Origin of the sequence: Acinetobacter sp. ANC 4805 (assembly GCF_022549495.1) — a bacterium.
In the GTDB taxonomy this organism is placed as follows: domain Bacteria; phylum Pseudomonadota; class Gammaproteobacteria; order Pseudomonadales; family Moraxellaceae; genus Acinetobacter.
Window position 1 is genome coordinate 1 of record NZ_JAKZGD010000009.1, and the last position, 17,805, is coordinate 17,805.

The 17,805-nt window shown below is 38.5% G+C and carries 16 protein-coding genes and 1 pseudogene; 7 read left to right on the top strand and 10 right to left on the bottom strand.

All coding sequences use genetic code 11. The features are described 5' to 3' along the window. Window positions 1–94 precede the first annotated feature (94 nt). The 6 genes and pseudogenes from MMP60_RS12370 to MMP60_RS12395 all read left to right on the top strand — a co-directional run. Window positions 95–1,255: pseudogene (locus MMP60_RS12370) on the top strand (TrkA C-terminal domain-containing protein); the annotation flags it as partial. Window positions 1,256–1,311: 56 nt separating this feature from the next. Further along, window positions 1,312–2,913, top strand: coding sequence for a bifunctional aspartate transaminase/aspartate 4-decarboxylase (locus MMP60_RS12375; protein ID WP_241336576.1), 1,602 nt, complete (start codon window positions 1,312–1,314; stop codon window positions 2,911–2,913). A gap of 142 nt (window positions 2,914–3,055) precedes the next feature. Continuing rightward, window positions 3,056–3,622, top strand: coding sequence for a nuclear transport factor 2 family protein (locus MMP60_RS12380; protein WP_241336577.1), 567 nt, complete (start codon window positions 3,056–3,058; stop codon window positions 3,620–3,622). Window positions 3,623–3,657: 35 nt separating this feature from the next. Beyond that, window positions 3,658–4,026, top strand: coding sequence for a roadblock/LC7 domain-containing protein (locus MMP60_RS12385; RefSeq protein ID WP_241336578.1), 369 nt, complete (start codon window positions 3,658–3,660; stop codon window positions 4,024–4,026). 59 nt (window positions 4,027–4,085) lie between these two features. Next, window positions 4,086–4,586 carry a chalcone isomerase family protein gene (locus tag MMP60_RS12390; RefSeq protein ID WP_241336580.1) on the top strand — a complete coding sequence of 167 codons (501 nt, stop codon included), beginning with the start codon at window positions 4,086–4,088 and terminating at the stop codon, window positions 4,584–4,586. Between the two features lie 15 nt (window positions 4,587–4,601). Then, complete coding sequence (locus MMP60_RS12395) at window positions 4,602–5,297, top strand: response regulator transcription factor (protein ID WP_241336581.1); 696 nt, start codon at window positions 4,602–4,604, stop codon at window positions 5,295–5,297. Here MMP60_RS12395 and MMP60_RS12400 read toward each other — a convergent pair. The 10 genes from MMP60_RS12400 to MMP60_RS12445 all read right to left on the bottom strand — a co-directional run bounded on the left by MMP60_RS12400 (window position 5,294) and on the right by MMP60_RS12445 (window position 16,280). Beyond that, window positions 5,294–6,622: a HAMP domain-containing sensor histidine kinase gene (locus MMP60_RS12400; RefSeq protein WP_241336582.1), complete on the bottom strand. Its 1,329-nt coding sequence runs from the start codon at window positions 6,620–6,622 to the stop codon at window positions 5,294–5,296. The two genes, MMP60_RS12395 and MMP60_RS12400, sit on opposite strands and share 4 nt — an antisense overlap. 30 nt (window positions 6,623–6,652) lie before the next feature. Next, a complete protein-coding gene (locus MMP60_RS12405) occupies window positions 6,653–7,702 on the bottom strand; it encodes a cyclopropane-fatty-acyl-phospholipid synthase family protein (RefSeq protein ID WP_241336583.1) in 1,050 nt (349 codons plus the stop codon). 8 nt (window positions 7,703–7,710) lie between these two features. Next, complete coding sequence (locus MMP60_RS12410; RefSeq protein WP_241336587.1) at window positions 7,711–8,490, bottom strand: DUF1295 domain-containing protein; 780 nt, start codon at window positions 8,488–8,490, stop codon at window positions 7,711–7,713. 34 nt (window positions 8,491–8,524) lie between these two features. Then, on the bottom strand, window positions 8,525–9,724 hold the full coding sequence (locus MMP60_RS12415; protein WP_241336589.1) for a cyclopropane-fatty-acyl-phospholipid synthase family protein: 1,200 nt from the start codon (window positions 9,722–9,724) through the stop codon (window positions 8,525–8,527). 1 nt (window position 9,725) lies between these two features. Then, entirely contained in the window at window positions 9,726–10,514 is a 789-nt protein-coding gene (locus MMP60_RS12420) for a DUF1365 domain-containing protein (RefSeq protein WP_241336590.1), read from the bottom strand. 13 nt (window positions 10,515–10,527) lie between these two features. After that, window positions 10,528–11,805: an NAD(P)-binding protein gene (locus tag MMP60_RS12425; protein ID WP_241336591.1), complete on the bottom strand. Its 1,278-nt coding sequence runs from the start codon at window positions 11,803–11,805 to the stop codon at window positions 10,528–10,530. Continuing rightward, window positions 11,805–12,791: an acyl-CoA desaturase gene (locus MMP60_RS12430; protein WP_241336593.1), complete on the bottom strand. Its 987-nt coding sequence runs from the start codon at window positions 12,789–12,791 to the stop codon at window positions 11,805–11,807. The genes MMP60_RS12425 and MMP60_RS12430 overlap by 1 nt, the downstream gene beginning before the upstream one ends. A 226-nt stretch (window positions 12,792–13,017) precedes the next feature. Continuing rightward, window positions 13,018–13,821 carry a sulfite exporter TauE/SafE family protein gene (locus tag MMP60_RS12435; protein WP_241336594.1) on the bottom strand — a complete coding sequence of 268 codons (804 nt, stop codon included), beginning with the start codon at window positions 13,819–13,821 and terminating at the stop codon, window positions 13,018–13,020. 106 nt (window positions 13,822–13,927) lie between these two features. Continuing rightward, window positions 13,928–15,586, bottom strand: a complete 1,659-nt coding sequence (locus MMP60_RS12440) for a bifunctional protein tyrosine phosphatase family protein/NAD(P)/FAD-dependent oxidoreductase (RefSeq protein ID WP_241336595.1) — start codon at window positions 15,584–15,586, stop codon at window positions 13,928–13,930. Window positions 15,587–15,596: 10 nt separating this feature from the next. Continuing rightward, the gene (locus MMP60_RS12445; RefSeq protein ID WP_241336596.1) at window positions 15,597–16,280 is read right to left on the bottom strand and encodes an MBL fold metallo-hydrolase; all 684 of its coding nucleotides are present in this window, start codon (window positions 16,278–16,280) and stop codon (window positions 15,597–15,599) included. 192 nt (window positions 16,281–16,472) lie between these two features. On the opposite strand from MMP60_RS12445, the gene MMP60_RS12450 reads away from it, so the two are divergent. Beyond that, window positions 16,473–17,771: a sigma-54 dependent transcriptional regulator gene (locus MMP60_RS12450; RefSeq protein ID WP_241336598.1), complete on the top strand. Its 1,299-nt coding sequence runs from the start codon at window positions 16,473–16,475 to the stop codon at window positions 17,769–17,771. The last annotated feature ends 34 nt before the right edge of the window (window positions 17,772–17,805 follow it).

Sequence of the window (17,805 nt, forward strand, 5' to 3'; positions counted from 1 at the left end):
AACTAATCGTTTGAATTCCTTATCATTAAATCGTGTTAAATTTTCATATCTCATCTGATCAGTATAAAACATTTCTTACTTTCGCAAGAGATCTATTATTTGTGTGAATATCTTACCGAAATTCATGGGGCGAGAAATTCATGATGATGCATTAAAAGCTCAATCCGAACGTTTAAAAGGTGCATTTGAACTCGCGCCTGGTCAAGAACTGGCAATGCCTGAGATCGTAGGGCGGATTTATAAAGTTCAACAAGCATCAGGTCAAACGATTGCAGAATTAGAAACACAGAAATCCGGTATTACCATTGAGCGACTTAAACGTAAAGATCAGTTTATAGATGTATCTCCTGAAATTACTCTACAAACGGATGATGTCGTTCTTATTGTTGGTCGTAGAGCCAGTGTCGTTTCAATTGCTGAGCAGATCGGTTCAGAACTCCAATCCTCTCAAGGAATGGAAATGATCATGGATACCACGGATGTCATTCTCAGAAACTCTAAATATATCAATCGTACACTGGGCGATATCAAAACCAATACACCCGATTATCTAAAACATGGCATTTATGTACTTGGAATTAAACACAACGATGAAATACAAACATTAAGTGATGACACCATCTTGCGCCAAGGCGATGTCGTAACCGTTTATGGGACGAAAAGTGATCTTGAACGTTTAGTTAAAGAAGCAGGTAAAGCCTTACCTGAAAGCTTAAAAACCGACTGGATTTTTCACGGCGCAGGCTTGGTCGTTGGTCTACTGATTGGTTTATTCGTGATCCGTATTGGTGATGTTCCTCTAACACTAGGCGCAGGTGGTGGTGCCCTACTGTCTGGTCTTCTATTTGGCTGGTTACGAAGTCGAAATCAAGTCCATGGCAATATGCCATTGGCTGCATCACAACTGCTTAAAGATTTAGGGCTTGCTGGATTTGTCGCTGCTGTCGGCTTGCAATCAGGTTTACAAGCCATTCAAACCATTAAAGAAAGTGGTCTATCTCTGTTTATGATTGGTGTGGTGGTGACGCTGGTCCCACTTATTCTTTCAATGCTTTTCGCTCGTTATGTCCTTCGTTATGACAATGTCGCAGTCATGGCTGGTGCTTTGTCTGGTTCACGTAGTGCCAATCCTGCATTTGGTGGCGTTTTAGATAAAGCAGGTAACTCCATTCCGACTGTTCCATTTGCAATTACCTATGCATTGGCAAATGTTTTTCTTACCTTGCTAGGCCCACTGATCGTGGGTTTAGCTTAAATAAATTGATGATGAACAATAAATCATCAGCCTGACTATAAATAAGGAGACTCCCCATGGGGAATATTGATTACTCTAAATATGCAAAACTTAGCCCATTTGAATTGAAAGATAATCTTATTGAATTAGCACAAAGTAGAACAGATCGGCTGATGCTCAATGCTGGTCGAGGCAATCCTAACTTTTTAGCAACGCTTCCTCGTCGAGCATTTTTCCAATTAGGTTTATTTTCAGCCACAGAATCTGAGTTTTCCTTTTCTTTTATGCCTGAAGGTTTAGGTGGTTTTCCACGTCCTGTCGGTTTGCAATCGCGCTTTGATAATTTTGTGATGCAAAATCAAGATAAACCAGGCGTGGTATTCTTAGGAAAAGCCATTTCTTATGTTAGAGATCAGTTGGGCTTAGATCCCGATGCATTCTTACTTGAAATGGTCGAAGGTATTTTAGGTTGTAATTATCCCGTTCCAGATCGCATGTTACGGTTAAGTGAAACCATCATTAAAGAATATGTGTTACGCGAAATGGGTGTACAAGGTATGCCTAAAGAAGGGTTAGATTTATTTGCAGTAGAAGGCGGAACTGCTGCAATGGCCTATATATTTAACTCACTTAAAGAAAATAAAATAATTGCCAATGGCGATCGAATTGCGATCGGCACCCCCATCTTTACACCTTACCTCGAAATTCCAAAACTGAATGATTACCAACTTGAAGAAGTCTTGATTGAGGCTGACCCGAATCTTTGGTGGCAATATCCTGAATCTGAACTACGTAAATTAGAAGACCCATCGATTAAAGCTTTCTTTCTTGTCAATCCAAGTAACCCTCCTTCAGTTAAACTGAGCGATGAGGGTTTAGCGATTTTGGCAGATATTGTTAAAAAACGCCCTGATTTGATTATTCTGACTGATGATGTATACGGAACTTTTGCTGATAACTTTAAATCATTGTTTGCAATCTGCCCTGATAATACGATTCTTGTATATTCATTCTCAAAATATTTCGGTGCAACAGGTTGGCGACTCGGCGTGATTGCGCTAAGCAACAATAATATCTTAGATAAGAAACTGGCCGCACTCTCTAAAAAAGATAAGAAAGAGCTTGAGGAACGTTATTCTTCATTAACAACTGACCCAACGAATATTAAATTTATTGATCGTTTGGTGGCTGACAGTCGTAATGTCGCATTAAATCACACAGCAGGTCTATCTACACCACAACAAGTTCAGATGGTGTTATTTGCATTATTCAATCTAATGGATTCACGTCAAAGCTATAAGAAAGCCGTTAAATCTGTGGTTCGTGATCGTGATGCCGCACTCTATCGACAACTGGGTGTTGATGTGCCTCAAGATCCAAACGCGGTGGATTACTATACATTGGTAGACTTAGAAAATACCTCACGCACACTCTATGGTGATGAGTTTGCAGATTGGGTCATGAAAAATAAAAACCCAACTGAATTACTCTTCCGTGTCGCGGATGAAACAGGTGTAGTACTGCTGCCTGGCTCTGGTTTTGGTGTACAACATCCCTCTGCACGTGCATCGTTAGCCAATTTAAATGAATTTCAATATGCTGCAATTGGTGATTCTTTAAGACGTTTTGCTGATGATGCTTACCAAGAATATCTGAAATCCAAAAAATCGAAAAAGTAAGAACCTCTGCTCCAAGCAATCCTTCTGCTCTACATAAAGCCACATGATCGTGGCTTTACTTTTGATGATTAAATCAGCGAGTTCACATCGGATTCACACCACTCATTTTAAGCTATTGATAAAATGAAATGAGTTTATAGATATGGCATTTCTCAGAACTTTAGCCGTTTCAACATTGGCTTTATTTTCTCTAGCCTCTTGTAAAAGTATCCCCAGCTATTCATCGGACTATGCTAAAGCGAATAAAGCAGTATCAGGAATCCCCCTGACTCAAGAACAAGCCACAGCAATTGGTGTGCGTTTCACTACGGCATTTAATACACTAGGAACTGCAAGTTTTATCCAAAATGCAAGCCAACTTTATGCTGATGACTTATACATCAACGATACCCTATCTCAATTTTCAAACAAACAAGACTTAGTCAAACATTTTTCAGGAATGAATGAGCATGTTAGTCATGTCAATGTGAAGTTGATCAATGCAACCTACCACAATGATTCTGCATATATTCATTGGTATATGGCGTATGACTTTAAAATGTTTGGTCATCGCAAAACCATGGCGTCATACGGTATCAGCGAAATCAAAATTAATGCATCAAACCAAATTATTTTCCAACAAGATTATTGGGACCCTGCCAATGGGTTATATCGTTCTTTACCCTATCTCGGGAAAGCCTATTCTTTGATTCTACCCTTCAAAAGATAGTCTAAAATTCAGCCACTCAATATATAGAATAGATTATGAATGATCATATTTTCTTAAAACAATTCAACCATATAGAGGGTTTAATTGTACTGGCTTTAGTGGATTGCTACGATGGCTCTGTTTTAGGCTCTATCGGTGATGATGATTTGAATATTGATATGCTCGCACTAGAGGGTGCAGCAATATTCAAACATCAGAAAAAGTTAATCAAACAACTCAATAAAACAGATTATGTTGAGGGGATTTTAATCAGCATGAAAAACCAATATCACATTATTCATCCACTCGAAAGTAATCACAGTCTTTTTCTATATGTGATTTTAGATCGTAACCATAGCAATCTAGCGTATGCACATCATGAAATACAACGACTTGAACGTCATCTCAACTTTTATGCTTATTAAAATATTTCTAAGTTGATCCGCTTTTCAAATAAAAGCTTATCGCCCAAATGGAGCTAACCATGCATAGCAATTGGAAGAGAAAAATATTTTTATTTTGCACCATCAACCTCATCACAAGTGTACACCTCGTAAATGCGGCACTCCAAAGCTGCCACAATGCCCCACTCATCGTCATGGCAAAAACCGTGGGATCTGTTACCTACTCAGCCCATGATTGTCAAGAAAATTGGGAAACACAGGATATAAGATTAGATTTTGCATATCACCATGATATTCCTGAATGGGCATTTAAACGTGCTGCAACGCATTATCTTGAAAAAAATATTGCAAACTTCTCTGATCGCTCGCCACTCAATAGCATTACTGAATTATATCGACCTGTAAAAAAAGGTGATCTATATAGCCTCAACTATAAACAAAATACCAAAACACTCACCTTGTTTTTAAATCAGAAAAGTTTAGGTTCTATTACGGATCACAGCGCAAATCAGTATTTTAAAATTTGGTTTGGCAGTGTTCCATTTAATGCTAAATTGAAGCAACAATTACTCCATCAATAACTTGATCATCTCATTATGAACAATCAATTTATTCTTATGGTCGAGGATCATTATGAGCTCGCCGCAACCGTCTGCGAATTTTTAGAAGAACATGGCTTCGTCATTGATCATGCCCGCAATCTAGATGCAGCGCGTAATTTTCTGAAGACACAAGCCTATCATCTGCTTTTATTAGACATAAATTTACCCGATGGCTCTGGCTATGAACTCTGTGAATGGCTACGATTAGACCAAGGGATGAATATTCCTGTGCTCATGCTCACTGCCCGCGATACATTGGATGACAAATTAAAAGGTTTTGTTGCTGGCACTGATGATTATCTAGTTAAACCCTTTGATTTTAATGAATTGGTGATGCGTATTCGTGCATTAATTAAACGTTCATTGGGTGAAGTTTCAAAGAGTAAAATTCAGATTCATGACTTAATCTTAGACAGTTCGACCCAAACCATTATTCGGGCAGGTCAACATATTGAATTGCCTCGAATTCAATTTAAATTGCTTAAAATTTTAATGAGAAATTCACCTCGAGTGATTACCAAGCAAGAAATTATGATTGAGTTATGGGGCGATGAAGAACCTGAGAGTGATGCGTTACGCAGTCATATTTATAACTTACGCAAAATGGTCGATAAACCTTTTACACAAAAACTTATTCATACCATCTCAGGTGTCGGTTTAAAAATTGCACTTGAAGATACCAATGCTTAATTCATATACACCACAACAATTAAACCTGTTGTGTTTTGCAACGCTAACTCAATATGTGTATTCAAATAATATTGTCGATCAAATAGTTCAACTCTCCAACCCAATTGTGTGCATAGTTTTTGCACAAGCTGTAAACCAATACCATGCCCTTTAGGATTGAGTTTGAGTTGTGAACGACTTAACTCTTGAACTTTAGATTCGTTTGGAAGACTCACGCCAATGCCATTATCAGCGATAATAATGCTATTTTTGCGTTGAATAATATGAATATTTGAACCTTGAGAATAATTTAAAGCATTACGCAAAATATTGCTGAGAACCATTTTGGTCATGGATGGATAAAGTAAGCGAGTCAATTCTGAATCGTCATATTGAACAAGAATATCAATCCCTTTGCTTTGACTGACCGTATCTAAATCATGAACCAAATCAGTAATAATAGTAGATAATTGCATCTGCTCAGCAGTCAAGGTATTGGTGGTATTTCTTGCAATTGCGAGTAGCGTATCTACCAACAATTGCATATCCTCAATCGTATTTGCAATACGATTCAATGATTTATCATTGCCATACCGTGCTTGGCAAATTTGGACATTGCCTTTCAAAATGGTCAAAGGTGTGCGTAATTCATGACTGACATCCCCCGTAAACTCGCGTTCACGATGAATAAATTCAGTCAGCACTTGATGATACTGCTCTAACGCCTGTTTTAAATACTCCGCTTCCATATTGCCATTGGTACTAATATCTTGAAATGGTGAGGCTTCCTTATTTTGATGTGCCCAATCTATCTGTTCTAAGGCATTGGCCAAACGGGTAATCGGTGAGAAATAACGACGTGCTCGACGGTTTGACCACCATAAAATGCTATACAAGATAATTAAGCTAAACATTAACGGCGCTAGGCCAAACATCCAGACAATCTTGTTGACATTGCTTTCGCCAAACACCAACAACACATGCTGACCATCTCGTTCGCCATACACCGTCATGCGATCTTTACCATCTACATAGATACGATGTACGCCCTGTTGCAAGGTCATATCACGAAAAGGTTGCGGTGGCATATTCGACGACCAACGATAACCATATAAATTCTTAGTATCAGGAAGATCCGCATTCGGATTGCGTTCGACACGAATCCAATAATGTTCCATTTCTTGTTCAAGTGCAGTTTTGAGCAGTGATCCTTTGATCACCCACGCACTACAGGCAATACCGATAATAATCGAAAGCGCGATCAGCCCAATTTGTAACCAATAGTAGCGATTAAATATCTCACTCAATGGATGATTAGTTCCATCATTTTTTTTTGATCTAAACATAGGCTGATCTACTTACAGAATCATATTTGATTATACGACTTTCTTTTTGAACAAGAAGTGACCCACGACCCATTCTTGTCCTTGCTCAAATCCAAATAATTCTGCACATGCCATAAAGAAAATTCGCCAACGTTGCCACCATGCATCAGCATCTTGCATATAAACCTGTTCAAACAGTGGTTTTAGTTGCTCAGCGTTGCGATCCATATTTTCCAGCCAAGCATTCGCCGTTTTTTCATAATGTGTACCTGACCATTGCCAATGCTTTGATAATTCTAAATGTTCTTGAAAATGCAGAAATGTTGAACTTGCAGGCATCAAACCACCTGTAAAAAAGTATCTCGACATCCAATCATATTCACTTTGGATTTCAAATGGGTAATGTAAGAAACGGTGACAAAAAATATGACACCACAACAGCCCATCGACCTTGAGCCAAGATTGAATTTTCTCAAACAATTTTTGATAATTTCGGACATGTTCGAACATTTCCACCGAAACTACACGATCAAATGAACCCTGTTTTAATTCGAGTACATTGACATCACATGTTATGATTTCGACATTATTTAAACCATGCTGTTCAGCTTCTGCCAAAATATATTGACGTTGCGTTGCTGAATTTGAAACTCCAGTAATTTTTGCATTCGGATAACGTTCCGCCATCCATAATGTAAATGATCCCCAACCACAACCCAGTTCCAAAATATGTTGACCATCATTTAATTGAGCGCGATCACTATAAATTTGTAGTGCAAATTCTTCAGCTTCATCTAATGAAGTTCGATCATGCGGAAAAAAACAGGCACTATATTTAAGACGTTTTCCTAAAACCGCCTGAAAAAAAGCGGTAGGCAATTCATAATGTTGCTCATTGGCTTTGTCTGTTTCAATCGCGATTTCACTGTGCTTTAACATGTGAAGCACATCCATATAACGTTGCGCACCCTGTTCAGGATCGTAGCGCCCTTCTTGAATCAAACGCTTTTTACTCAATGCACGAATGGCTGCACGAATCGCTTGATCAGGAACTAAACCGCTTTCGACGAGTTTTAAAGATTTTTGAATAATAAAGTCCATGTGCGTACCTACTCTTTGGGTTTCCACGGAATAAACATAGAAGTCCGGTTTTGATAATCGAGATAATTTTGACCTCGATTTTTTAATGCTTGTTGTTCACTAAATGGAATCCCTGTGATGTAGTACAAAAACAACCACATCAACACGGGATAAATCCATAAACTATACAATCCTGCTGCGAGCCCTAAAATTGGATAGGCGAACCAATGAATCCATTCAAAAAAATAATTTGGATGTCGCGAATATTTCCACAGACCTTGATCCATAGTTTTGCCATGATGATTCATCTTCTGTTTGAAACGATACAATTGCTGATCAGCAATCACTTCACCTATAAATGCAATCACCATGATCATACCTGCGATAATCAAATAATCGTTGGTTTCAATCCCCCATACAGAACTTGGAACATGCATTAAACTCCACATCGGGATACTAAATAAAATGACTAATCCAGCTTGAAACATAAAGAAAATGAAAAAACCGAAGTGTTGATATTTTCCCATTGCGCTACGCATATTGGCATATCGTCTATCTTCTTCATGTTCGGCGAGATAACGGCGAAATAAATGAAAACTTAAGCGTAAAAACCAAATTGAACTCAATATTCCAATAAACAGCCTGACATTTAACGGTGCGACATCAACAAATAATGCTGTAATAACAATATTCAGAGCAATACAAAAACTCCATGCCACATCGACAATACCTGCACGATGATTATAAGTTGCCCATAACCAACACATCGCCATGACCACGGCATCAAGTAAAAATAACTGCCACCACATCACTGCCTCCCTGCTACCTCAGATCGGTTGATGATTAATAAGCACTTGCTTCAAATAAAAGGTGTACGTCACTGATCACCCCTTCTTTGAAACCACCCTCGCAATAACACAGATAGAAATCCCACATCCGAATAAAGTTTTCATCAAATCCCAAAGCCAAGACTTGTGCGTTGGCATTTAAAAATCGTTCACGCCATTGATGAATCGTTTCCGCATAGCTCAAGCCAATATCTTCAAGATGTTTTAAACGTAACTGTTGTTCCGATGCAGCTTGGGTCAATACACTGATACATGGAATAAAACTACCGGGGAAAATATAGCGTTTAATATAATCCACTGTGTTCAAGGCTTTTTTATAACGCGCATCTTCGATGGTGATGGCTTGAATCAATCCCAAACCATTTGGTTTTAATAAAGCACGACATTTATTAAAATAAGTCGATAAATATTGCTCACCCACAGCTTCGATCATTTCAATCGAAACCAACTTATCGAATTTTCCTTCTAGTAATCGGTAATCCTTGAGTTGAACATTGACACGATGGCTTAGCCCTGCATCTGCAATACGTTTGGTGGCTTCATCATATTGCGCTTGTGAAATGGTAATCGTGGTGACTTTGCAACCATAGTGCTGTGCAGCATAAATCGCAAATCCGCCCCAACCACTGCCGATTTCGACCAAATGATCCATCGGTTTGAGTTGTAACTTTTGACAAATCAATTCTTTCTTATAATCCGATGCTTCTTCTAAAGTCATATCTTTGTGCTTATACACCGCACTGGAATACATCATGGAAGAATCAAGAAATAGTTTAAAAAAATCATTACTCAGGTCGTAATGCTCTGCAATATTTTTACGGCTGCCTGATAATGAATTTTTACGGGTTTTATACCAAGTTTTTAAAACCAACTGACTGGCTTGTGAAATGAAATTCTGATTGATTTTATCCAGAACATGGCGGTTTCTAGCCAAAATCTGAATCACCTCGACCAGATGTTCACTGCTCCAATAACCACGAATATAGCCTTCAGCTGCACCAAGCACACCATTTTTAAAAATAAGATCAATTAATGCTTTGTTATGAATATCGATGGTTGCTGCTAAATCAGAAACCTCACCTACAGTACCGTTCCATTCTCCACGAAAATGAATTTGACCATGACGAAGTTTCAATAGACTTCGCAAAACCAAAGGCAGTGAATCTTGTTCACCGAAAATAAGCGTTTTCATCATTTTATTTTAAATCCTTATCTTTTTTAGGGTGCCGATAAAATGGAACTTTCTTTCGCCATAGATGAAAAGCTTGAATATAAATTGAAGCGAACATCTTGAAAGGTTCAAAGATATGATGAATAGCATAACGATGTTGTTGTGAAGGAAGTGTGATGCTTTCAAGTTGAAAACGCATACTGACATCAAATATGAACTGTTGATTTTGATAAAGCTGCATGTAAATTACATGCTTGGCATCAGAAAAATTGAATTTCCATTTATATTCAATCTCCATCGGCATAAATGGGGAAACATGAAATGATTTTTCAAAATTAAACTCAAAACTTCGATAATGACCTTGGTTTTGCACTTTCCCTCGACAATCGTGAACATAAACTTTTCGTTCATTCCACGGCGTGTTGGTAATCTCGCTTAATATGAAGATAGGCTGCTGTTCAGCATCCAAAATGAAATAAAAAACCACCGAATTAAATCTAAAACCTAAAGTTCGCGGCAACGCTAATATACGAATATTTAATTGAGCCGATAAAATCGTATCTGCTTGCTGCAATAAAATCTTTTTAATTCTTTCTCGTAAACTTCCCTGATAACCTTTTAAAAAATCATTGGGATCAATGGTTAAAAAGTTCCAACCTGTTGCTGACCATAAATACGATTTTTTTACAAATGAATCCAATTGATCGGGGTCAAACCATAAGTAAGTTAAATTTGACTCAAACTGATGCACTTTAGGTACATAGCGTCGATGATGGATTGTTGCGGATGCAATCGCAAGTGCCGTATTCAACATAACACCACCTCCATCAGTTGCTCAGAGATGCAAATTGATCAACGACACGCGCTGCGCTACGTGCCCCATCTTCATGAAAGCCCCATCCCCAATACGCACCACAAAATGAACTACGATTGTTTCCATTAATTTCTTGCCAACGGGATTGTGCCGCAATCGCTTTTTGATCAAATACAGGATGTCGATAATGACGTTCGACCCAGATGGATTTTTTTGCAATCGGAAAATTTGGATTTAAGGTTGAAAAGACCTGCGTCTTACAGGGCAAATTTTGTAGCGTGTTCATCCAATAAGTGAACCCATAATGAGTATTGCTTGAATCTAATCGCTTTTGTGTACCCATTTTCTCAGCAGTGACATGTACATGCCAACTTGCCCATTGCGATTTACGCTTTGGCATAATCGATGTATCACTGTGTACCACCATCAAATTATCTTGATAATCAAAACTACCTAAGATTTCTCGCTCCTTTTCTGAAGCATCTTTTATCAACCCCAATGTGTCATCAGCATGACTCGCAAAAACCACCCAATCAAATTGTTCTTGATCTTGATCTGTAACAATCCTGACGGCGTGTTCCGTTCGTATTACCTCTTGAACATGGGCTTGTTTCCATTGTATCGAAGGACAACCTACTTGAAGCGCTTGAATATAAGATGCTGAACCACCTTTCACCGTCTGCCACTGTGGACGGTCTTTTAATTGCAACATACGATGATGCTGAAAAAAACTCACGACAAACTTATATGGAATCTGCCCCACCTGTTCGACAGGACTTGACCATAGCGCGCCACACATCGGATATAAATGTTCATCTCTAAACACTTGTGAATAATCATTTTGATTCAAATAATCATCAATGGTTAATTCAAAATCACATGCCTCGACAGAAACGTCTTTATTGGCTTGATAAAACCGAATTAGATCAGACAACATCACCCGAAAATTCTTCTTTAGAAAGTTTTGTGGTCGCGTTAATAACGACCATTTTTTTGATGGATTGTACTGAAGCCCTGTTACCTGATTATTGACAGAGAAGCTCATATCGCTATTTTGTGCCTCTACACCTAATTCAGCAATCATTGCGCTAAAGAGCGGATAGTTATACGCATTAAAAACAATAAAACCACTGTCTACAGCAAGATAATGTTGATCAATCAATAATTCATGCGTATCCGTATGACCACCAAAATAATGCTCTTTTTCAAAAATAGTGACTTGATACTGCTTGGATAATTTCCACGCTGCATACATACCCGAAATACCAGAGCCTACGATTGCAATTTTCATCAAGACTCCTCACTTTGAATTTTATGGGTGTTCATTTTAAGATTTAATTGATGGCGTCTATGCATATCATAAATACGTTGTGGTACAGGTTTGATTGCCCAAATCAGCCCAAAAAAAGACATGACTTTTAAAATGTAATAGGTGATGTCGATTTGCCACCAAAAGAAACCTTGCCGAGTGCTACCTGCATAATAATGATGATTGTTATGCCAACCCTCACCTAATGTAATCATGGATAAAAAGAAATTATTTCGACTGTTGTCTTTGGTCTCAAAGTCCCGACTTCCATACAGATGCGCAAGCGAATTGATACACAACGTTGCATGAATCAATAAAACTGTCGAAATGACAAAACCCCAGACCAATAGCTGTAAACCTGACGTACCTAAACTCGGATAAGCAATAGCCAACCACTCACCTAAACAATAAATTGCAAAAGCAGTGAACAAGACCACAGGTAAACTAAAACGATCTAACCAAACAATTTCAGGAAATTTTAGCCAATCTTTAACGACTTCTTTGCGTATCAAAAAATTCTGCTCATTCAAGAACCAACCCACATGGCTATACCAAAAACCATGTGTCGATGAATGTGGATCATGTTCGGTATCGGTAAAACGATGATGATAACGATGATGCGCTGCCCACCATAGAGGCCCCCGCTGTGCGCTCATTGTTCCAATCAAAACAAAAAAGAATTGTACTGGGCGTGATGTTTGAAAGGTTTTATGCGAAAGATAACGATGAAAGAATGCCGTGATGGCAAACATTCTCACAAAATAAAAAAACAGCATGAATGCGATAGCAAACCAAGATACCCCAACCCAAAACACTGCAAAACAAGCAATATGCAGCAAAATGAATGGTAAAATCCTAAACCACTGAATATTAGTATCTTTTGTGCTTGCTTCAAGCTGAGGCTGCTGTTTATCTAAAGTATCAGTCAGTGACCAACTATCGACCCATCGCAGAAAAAATTTAAACATTGATTCTTCCTGACCCAATCTCTTTTTATATTTATAATCTTAATAGAAATCATATGAAGTTTATGTGAAGCTTGGCATCGTACGCACCAGAGCATGCCTCACATCATAATATGAAAAGACACACTAAACATGAATTTATATTATTTTTTAGCTTAGACTCAGAACCAGTTGGCTTAAGCCTAAGCACATTTAAAAAACATCTTTATCGAATTAATATGTATTCAAATTAAAGAGAAAGCATAGGTAAAATTTTCATCAAGCTTGTAATCACCAAGTAAATGGCAACACAAATCACCACCACAGCAAATACCTTTTGTACCGTTTTGATATCAATCAGATTGATTAATCGTCTACCAATTAACATCCCGATAATACAAGCCACGACAAAGCTAGTGGTTACAGCGATTGGATACTGAAAGCCATCTATAATGTGTATTGAAATACTTACACCACCAATTAAGAAAATGATCATCAATGACGTTGCAACGATACTACGCATATCTAGATCAGTGACTTTACGTAAAGCTGGCACAATCACAAAACCGCCACCAACCCCCAATAATCCAGTTAATAGACCTGCAATTACACCGATAATACCCAACACTGAAGCAGTTTTAACATTCCAAATCAGTTGCCCTGTTGATTGATTCACCTTACACGGCGGATCTTCAAAATCATTCACCTTATTGAAGAAAATACGATAAGCCACAATCATCATCACGATACTAAAACCAAGGCTTAACCAAACTGGAGAAATAATACTCGCAAGATGAATCCCGTAACGTGCTGATGGCAAGCTGATTAAAGCGATCCATATCGCGGCACGATAACGTACGATTTTCTTGAATAAGCCTTGAACCATACCAACAAATGCAGAAAGTGTTACTGCCAACAAACCTACTGGTGCAGCTTGAGACACTGTCCATCCTTGACTCGCCATCAATGCAGGTACAGCCAAAATACCGCCACCAGCACCTGTTAATCCAAGTAAACATCCGATCGCAAGACCTTCTAAGACTAATAACCACATGATATGCAATGTCCTCGTACAAGGATGAACCCATTTTTGGAGTAAATACTGTCCTAACTCAGCTCTGAATTAGGACTAAATATTTGATTTATTTAAGCTGAATAAATTAGAGACTTGGTTTAACCAACCATTCACGCCCTTTCAACATACCATCCCAATACATCGGTGGTAAAATTTGCTCTTTTAACAACCATGCAAGTTGTGAAGGTTTTTGCCCATCGAGCAACCACTTAGGAAAACTAGGCAATAATTTTCCACCATAACCAAATTCTGCCAACACAATCTTTCCACGCTCAACAGTAAGCGGACAAGATCCATAACCATCATATTGTGCAAAATTCTGATTGCCTTTTAAGTACTGCAATACATTGACTGCAACAATAGGGGCTTGTTTCCGCGCTGCTGCTGCCGTTTTCGCATTTGGTGCATTAGTGACATCACCCAAAGCAAAGATGTAAGGGTACTTGCTATGTTGTAAGGTATGCTGATCGACACTCACCCAACCTGCCGCATCCACCAAGTTACTCGCTCGGATAAAATCAGGTGCTTGCTGCGGAGGAACAACATGGATCATGTCAAAATCAGTTTCAATGACTGACGTATTTTCCCCTTCAGTGACTTTAAACCAAGCACGTTTTTGAGCCCCATCTACTTTGACCAGTTGATGATTAAAGTTTAAATTGGCATTGTAACGTTTGATATATTCCATCAGTGCAGGAACATAAGCTTGTACACCAAATAACACCGCACCTGTATTATAGAAATCAATTTCAATATCTTTTAATACACCTTGTTTTTGCCAATAATCAGCTGACAAATACATTGCTTTTTGCGGAGCACCAGCACATTTAATTGGCATAGGTGGCTGTGTGAAAACAGCTTTACCCTGTTTCATATTACGAACCAAGTCCCATGTATAGGGCGCAAGGTCATAACGATAGTTTGAAGTCACACCATTTTTACCCAGTGTTTCCACTAAGCCTTCAATTCCATGCCAATTTAGTTTTAAGCCTGGGCATACCACCAATGCTTCATAGTTAATTGGTTTACATCCTTCTAATAAAACTTGTTTATTATCAGGATCAAATGCAGCAACAGCCGCCTTAATCCAATGAACTTGTTTAGGAATCAGACTCGCCATTGTTCTTACAGTTTTTTCAGGTGCAAAAATGCCACCGCCTACCATCGTCCACCCTGGTTGATAGTAATGAATTTCAGCAGGATCAATGACTGCAATATCTAAATTGGGCTGACGAGACAACAAACTCGATGCCACGGAAATACCTGCCGCACCACCACCCACAATCACCACAGAGAAAGTCGGAATATTATTTAACTGCGTTGGGTTTTGCTTCAAAATTCGAGGCACTAGACCCTGTAAATCATAGCCCAATGATTTTGACTGCAATAACATCTGGTCAATGGTAATTTCAGCCACTTGAGACAATACCCATAAGGTGATTGAGCGAGTTCCTGAACGGCAAAATGCCAGTACAGGCTTCTGTGATTTTTGATAGAGTGATTTGAACTCAATCGCTTGCTCATCCGTCACACGCCCACTCACAACAGGCAAATATTCCAATTGGATTCCATGTCGTATTGCCGCTTCTTGAATCTCAATAATATTCGGCTGATCGACACCTTCACCATCAGGACGATTGCAGATAATCGTTTTGATTCCTTTCGCTGCAATTTCAACCAAATCAGATTGATTGATCTGAGCAGATACCCAAAATTCAGGGTTAACTTGTTTTAAGTCACTCACAATTTTCCCCTTATTTCCCACACGCTTTATTGGCAGGCAGGGCTATATCAATCTTTTTAGGATATGGAAGATCAAGGTTTTTCATAATTCCTACAAAATCTTGTTTGCTACGCCCATGACCTAAACGAGAGTTCGATTCACGTTCATGCCCTACAGTTGAAGACAAACGACCTTTATAATCATGTCCCGGGTAAACAATCGTCTCATCAGGTAAAGTGAAAATCTGTTGATGGATACTGTCATATAAGGTTTCAGCATTTCCTTCTTGGAAATCAGTACGACCACAACCATCTATCAGTAATGCATCGCCTGTAAACACCATATTGTCAATAACGTAACTTGTGCAGGCATTGGTATGTCCAGGGGTATAACGTGCTTCTATTAAGAATTCACCAACACGTATCGCACTGCGATCAGTGATAAAAATATCGCCACAGTCCACACCCGAGTTACGATGTAAAACTGTTTTACAGCCAAAACGTGCTCTGAGTAAATTTGCAGCCGTAACGTGATCTGCATGAACATGCGTATCTAAGCTGTAAACTAACTTGAGATTGAGCTGTTTCAACATGTGTGCATAGCTTTCAATTTCAGATGCAACAGGATCGATGAGTACCGCTTCACGTGTTTGTTCAGATGCAACCAAATATGTGTAAGTTGAACTTTCTTTTTCAAAAAACTGATGAAGTATCATTTGAATTGGTCTCGATATGCTTGGTTATATTCTTATTTTGCAAACTAAGTGCCAACTTTATGCAAAATAAATTATATTCAAATAAAACAATATATTAATTAATAATATTTCGTTTTGAGCAAAACAATCATTTCAATAATGTTTCGTTTTATGTTTCAATTGTTTCATAAACAAAACACAAGATGAAACTTCATGCGCCAAGCGATTGATTTTTATACTCAAGCTGATTTAGAAAACTTCTTGTTTAAACTACAAACACTAATAGCAGGAAGTTCTATCCTTATCTTAGATCAAGCTCAGCCGCATTTTGTATATGAATTTAAAGCGCAGAATTTTAATCACACCTTATTTCAAACACTTAAACAAAAAGTACAGGCAAATGAGCTTACAATTGGACGACACATTATAAAAGATGCAAGCAAATCGATTGAACTGCTATGCCATAGTCACAGCATCCACATTACTGATCAAAACTTTGAGGGAACACTCTATCTATTACTCTCCCCTCAGCCCTTACAAAGATTAAAACAAGACCAAAACATTGTCAGTTTGGAACAAACCTTTCATAGCCAATCTGCTGAAATGCAACGCATGTTTTCAATCATTCAACGTGTTGCAATTACAGAATTTCCTGTTTTAGTTCGAGGCGAGTCTGGCAGTGGAAAAGAACTGGTTGCACAGGCTATTCATGATCATAGTCAGCGAAAAAATGACGTCTTTATTGCAATTAACTGTGCAGCATTAAATGCGAATATCCTTGAAAGTGAGTTATTTGGTCACGTCAAAGGTGCATTTACAGGGGCGATTCGAGAACATAAAGGTGTCTTTGAACGTGCTGCGGGGGGAACGCTCTTTTTAGATGAAATCGCTGAAATTCCTTTAGAACTTCAAGCAAAGTTATTACGAGTCCTTGAGACTGGTGAATTTACGCCACTAGGCGGCGAAAAATCAATTAAAGCCAATGTCCGCATTATCACGGCGACTCACCGTGCTTTACGAGAAGAAGCTCGTCTTGGACGCTTCCGTCAGGATTTATTATATCGACTCCGTGTGATTCCAATTTTTGTTCCACCACTCCGTGATCGCAAAGAAGATATTCCTTTGATTGCCAATTATATTTTAACTGAACAACAAAATGTTTTTGGAGCTTCTCCAAAACTCTCTGATGCAGCCTTACAGAGGCTGATCGATTATGATTGGCCAGGCAATGTTCGTGAACTGAAAAATACTCTACTCTATGCACTGACGATGGCAAATGAAAAATCTGAGATTGATGTTTGCGATTTGCCTGATGAAATCATTGATAATCAACATTCAATCCCTTCAAACTTAGTAATAGAAGCAGACCCACTGCTGCTTTCGGACAAGATAAATAAAGAGACCATCCGAAAAGCATTGATCCAATACCAAAATGATCTTTCACTGGCAGCGAAAGCACTGGGTATGAGTCGAACCACGCTTTGGCGTTATCGTAAAAAATTTGGGTTATAGCTGCTACAGACTTGTTCATCTGAGGGCTGTGTTA

Bases quoted from the DNA above. Each gene is read 5' to 3' on its own strand.
- MMP60_RS12375 (WP_241336576.1), top strand. From the start codon at position 1,312: ATGGGGAATATTGATTACTCTAAATATGCAAAACTTAGCCCATTTGAA.
- MMP60_RS12380 (WP_241336577.1), top strand. From the start codon at position 3,056: ATGGCATTTCTCAGAACTTTAGCCGTTTCAACATTGGCTTTATTTTCT.
- MMP60_RS12385 (WP_241336578.1), top strand. From the start codon at position 3,658: ATGAATGATCATATTTTCTTAAAACAATTCAACCATATAGAGGGTTTA.
- MMP60_RS12390 (WP_241336580.1), top strand. From the start codon at position 4,086: ATGCATAGCAATTGGAAGAGAAAAATATTTTTATTTTGCACCATCAAC.
- MMP60_RS12395 (WP_241336581.1), top strand. From the start codon at position 4,602: ATGAACAATCAATTTATTCTTATGGTCGAGGATCATTATGAGCTCGCC.
- MMP60_RS12400 (WP_241336582.1), bottom strand. From the start codon at position 6,622: ATGTTTAGATCAAAAAAAAATGATGGAACTAATCATCCATTGAGTGAG.
- MMP60_RS12405 (WP_241336583.1), bottom strand. From the start codon at position 7,702: ATGGACTTTATTATTCAAAAATCTTTAAAACTCGTCGAAAGCGGTTTA.
- MMP60_RS12410 (WP_241336587.1), bottom strand. From the start codon at position 8,490: ATGTGGTGGCAGTTATTTTTACTTGATGCCGTGGTCATGGCGATGTGT.
- MMP60_RS12415 (WP_241336589.1), bottom strand. From the start codon at position 9,724: ATGATGAAAACGCTTATTTTCGGTGAACAAGATTCACTGCCTTTGGTT.
- MMP60_RS12420 (WP_241336590.1), bottom strand. From the start codon at position 10,514: ATGTTGAATACGGCACTTGCGATTGCATCCGCAACAATCCATCATCGA.
- MMP60_RS12425 (WP_241336591.1), bottom strand. From the start codon at position 11,805: ATGAAAATTGCAATCGTAGGCTCTGGTATTTCGGGTATGTATGCAGCG.
- MMP60_RS12430 (WP_241336593.1), bottom strand. From the start codon at position 12,791: ATGTTTAAATTTTTTCTGCGATGGGTCGATAGTTGGTCACTGACTGAT.
- MMP60_RS12435 (WP_241336594.1), bottom strand. From the start codon at position 13,821: ATGTGGTTATTAGTCTTAGAAGGTCTTGCGATCGGATGTTTACTTGGA.
- MMP60_RS12445 (WP_241336596.1), bottom strand. From the start codon at position 16,280: ATGATACTTCATCAGTTTTTTGAAAAAGAAAGTTCAACTTACACATAT.
- MMP60_RS12450 (WP_241336598.1), top strand. From the start codon at position 16,473: ATGCGCCAAGCGATTGATTTTTATACTCAAGCTGATTTAGAAAACTTC.